Here is a 3585-nt window from a genome sequence, read left to right on the forward strand (position 1 = left end):
TTTTCATAATCATCAAAACGTCCTAAATTTGGAAATTCATCTAGGTAAAATATAACTGGTTGTGGTAACTTTGTATTATTCTTAGCACCAACAGCATAAAGTTCTTGAAATGTTTGGTTAAAAAATAAATTTATAAGTCCCTCCCATGTACTGTCCATTACTGGAATTATCACATATAATGCAATTTTCCTTATCCCTATTTCTCCTAGATCAAAGTCCGAGCTTTCAGTAAATTTAGCGACTTCATCATCTACATAATCACCTATGGTCGTTAATAGTGAAATTATAATACTACTTCTTGTTTCCTTTTGAGCTTTCTTAAATCCTAATTCATATGCTCTACGTGCTGGGTGTGTTTTCTTTAGTTTCAAGAATTGTTCGTCAAGTTCGCTAATTCCTGTTTCATCTGCTTCAGGATCAAACTCTTGTAAGAAATTTAAAACTCCCGTTACATTCCGATTTTCAGGTTCCATTTCATAAATGCTATATAAAATTAATGCTTTTAATAAACTTAATTGTGCATTGTACCAAATATCTTTATTTTTGGGATTATTCTTTGCTGCCACTAATGTATTTGCTACTGTTGTGGCATCTCTATCCTTTTTTACATAATCAAAGCAATTATATTTATCTGAATATCTCATATCATCAAAATTAATTACATGAACTTCATAACCTTGTTTTCTTTTTATTTCCGAGGTCATTTCATAAACTTCACCTTTTGGGTCTGTGACGACGATAGAACATTTTTTTTCATGCAAAATATTTGTAATTATGTAACTTTGCGTTTTAAAACTTCCAGGGCCTCCTACTACAAAATGATTTCTATTAGGAAGTTTTGAATCATTAGGTTGAATTAAAACTTTTCCGTCTTTAATCCCTATAATTATGCCGTTACTCTCTAAGAAATCATTAACTTCATTCTTTCTCTTCATTATCATTGTCACTCCCTATAACAAAACTGTTTTTTAAATCTTCAAATATCTGTTTAACTGGAATACCTATTGTTTCATTTTCTACAAATATCTCTTTGTTAGTGGCATACCGACTCGAACCATGAACTGCATATTTTTCTTCAATTTTGTAAGTATCTTTATGGTTCGATTTATAAATTACATAAATCATATAAACTATAACGATTATTGTTCCAATTATTAAAATTGGATTTTTTTCACTTATCATTTTTACTATTGTATTAAATGGGTGAATAAGTAAATTGGAAAAACTTTTTTTCATTATTTTAGATGTCATATTTTTAACTTTGTATTGGCTAAGTGTTGAGGTTAAAAGGGATGCGCTTAAAACAATCATTTCTAATATCAAAGTAATTATTAAATAAGCAAAGGATTTTATTCTTTTCATATTCTCACTCCTTATTTATTTGTTTGTTGAATATGGTTCAAAGTTCCCCATTAAAGTATATTTTGTTATTACCCAATTGTCTTTCCCTTGTTGTGTTAACTCTAACTCGTATATTTGGTTAATTGGTGCGCTATCATCTCCATTAACTGAATATATAGTGCTTATATTTACTAATGCAGTTATTGTTTGATTACTATTTGTTGTTAAATACACATTTAAATTATTTACTTTATCTTGAATTTTTGTTGTTGGTGCGCCTATATCACCTGCGCCTTTTAATGCGTTATATACATTAGGTGATACATATTTTTGTATATCTCCATATCTACTTACATAATTTTTGTTAGTGTAATTAAACAGAGCATTAATAAAATTACCTATATTGCCCTTTATTTTATCGCCAGTTAATAATGTTTGAATATTAGCATTTGCATCATATTGTTTAACCTTTTTATTTAAATTTTGATTGCTTGAAGTCAAAGTTTTTATTTGAGTATCTTTACTATTAGAATTTATCTTCTGACCAATTAAACCAAATACAAATACTAAATTTATTACAAGTGATATTATTAAAATCGAAGTTTTTTTGCTTTGCATTTCATTCACCAACCTTATTTATTTATCCTTCCAAACCCGACTAAATGTTGTTGATAGTACTCATTAGATAAAACAACATAACCTAAACCATTACCACCGCTTTGATACATTTTATCGCTACCTACATATATACCAATGTGAGTTATAAAGTCTGGACAATCATAAGTACCTTTGAAAAATACTAAATCCCCTGACTTTGCTTCACTTTGAGGAATTATGCTACATTGGTCGTATTGGTTTTGTGCGGTTCGGCTTAATTTAATACCTACCTGCCCATACGCATATTGTATTATGCCTGAACAATCAAACCCTTGTGAAGGACTACTTCCACCAAAAACATACGGTTGACCTTCATATTTTAAAGCTATTTTCATTAAATCAGTAAATTTGCTTCCTTCCAATGCAGAATTTGCATTGATTACACCACTTGTAACCTCTACTGGCTTGTCCATCTTACTCATTACGTGTTCGACATAATCTACATCACCATAGCTACTTAACCCGTTTGTTGATGCTTCCTTTTCAGAAAAACTAACTGCAAGTGCTTTAGTATTTTTTTTACCGTTATTACTCACATAATCTATATACCCACTACCAAAATTATAACTTTGTACTATTGTCGGGAAATCTACACCCTTACTATTTCCATAATCAAGAATCTTTTTAAAATTCTTAACACCTACATCAATACTTTGTACTGGGTCTTGAATTGAATTAGGTGGAAGCCCTATACTTTCAGAGCTTTGCATAACATCTAATGTATCTGTTTGCCCAATTTCTTGATACATTAAGGCAAACAGGAAATCTACCTTGTCAGGGCATTTATATTTCACGCAATATTCTTGTACTATAGGTCCCCATTTAGATATTTTATCAGGAACATTTGCTTTTCCTGTACCTCCACCGCCACCTTTACTGCCGAAAATAGCCATTATAACAACTATAAGAAAAATAAAAAAACCGACTATAAATTTAACAACCTTATATTTTGTCATTTTTTCGCCGCCGCTTTTGCTTTAGCCACTTTAGCAGCCTTAGTCGTTACTCCTTTTTCATATGTTGCTATATCCGCTTTTAATTGAGTGTCATTTAATTTGTCATTAATTGATTGTGCATCTGATACATCATTATTTGCTAAGTAATTAGTAGCCATTCTTAATAATTGTTCTTTATCTGTATCCATTTCTTTATCTAGTAACAATGCATTTATGTTATAACCTATAATATCTTGTTCGATTTCAATATATTTGTTCTTTGTTTTCAAATCTAGTATTCTATTTTCTTCTTTATCTGCGTATAATTTTGTTACAACTTTTTTTGCATAATCTGGATTAGTGTTAATTGCTTCATCATATTTCGCTGATATAAAATAGGCTTGTGCCAATTCGTTTTTACTTGGGTTTGTTGCTATAAGCTCTTTAATTCCTGTTTCATTATTTCCTAATGCCAAACATTCATATGCCTGCTCAGAATTGTTAGCACTTTTTATTTGTGCGGCGGCTACCATTTTATAATTTTTTATTTGTACCACATTTACTATAATCCCGATTACTATAATGACAGTAAATACACCGCCAACTATAAGTTTTGATTTCATTTTATTGATTTTATCTTTTTTATTGCTTT

General features: G+C 30.0%; 5 protein-coding genes. All 5 read right to left on the reverse strand.

Annotation, left to right across the window (positions count from 1 at the left end; genetic code table 11):
• The coding region (locus Q0649_RS11160; protein WP_298841641.1) for a VirD4-like conjugal transfer protein, CD1115 family at window positions 1-935 on the reverse strand (935 nt) is incomplete at its 3' end.
• Window positions 919-1362 carry a hypothetical protein gene (locus Q0649_RS11165; RefSeq protein ID WP_298841644.1) on the reverse strand — a complete coding sequence of 148 codons (444 nt, stop codon included), beginning with the start codon at window positions 1360-1362 and terminating at the stop codon, window positions 919-921. The genes Q0649_RS11165 and Q0649_RS11160, both read right to left, overlap by 17 nt.
• Window positions 1363-1377: 15 nt before the next feature.
• Window positions 1378-1959 carry a hypothetical protein gene (locus Q0649_RS11170; RefSeq protein WP_298841649.1) on the reverse strand — a complete coding sequence of 194 codons (582 nt, stop codon included), beginning with the start codon at window positions 1957-1959 and terminating at the stop codon, window positions 1378-1380.
• A 14-nt stretch (window positions 1960-1973) separates the two neighbouring features.
• On the reverse strand, window positions 1974-2954 hold the full coding sequence (locus Q0649_RS11175) for a bifunctional lytic transglycosylase/C40 family peptidase (RefSeq protein WP_298841652.1): 981 nt from the start codon (window positions 2952-2954) through the stop codon (window positions 1974-1976).
• Window positions 2951-3585: hypothetical protein (locus tag Q0649_RS11180; protein ID WP_298841655.1), on the reverse strand; the 635-nt coding region annotated here is incomplete at its 5' end. The genes Q0649_RS11180 and Q0649_RS11175, both read right to left, overlap by 4 nt.

Origin of the sequence: uncultured Clostridium sp. (genome assembly GCF_937920395.1) — a bacterium.
Lineage (GTDB): Bacteria > Bacillota > Clostridia > Clostridiales > Clostridiaceae > Clostridium_AD.

Bases quoted from the DNA above. Each gene is read 5' to 3' on its own strand.
- Q0649_RS11165 (WP_298841644.1), bottom strand. From the start codon at position 1,362: ATGAAAAGAATAAAATCCTTTGCTTATTTAATAATTACTTTGATATTA.
- Q0649_RS11170 (WP_298841649.1), bottom strand. From the start codon at position 1,959: ATGCAAAGCAAAAAAACTTCGATTTTAATAATATCACTTGTAATAAAT.
- Q0649_RS11175 (WP_298841652.1), bottom strand. From the start codon at position 2,954: ATGACAAAATATAAGGTTGTTAAATTTATAGTCGGTTTTTTTATTTTT.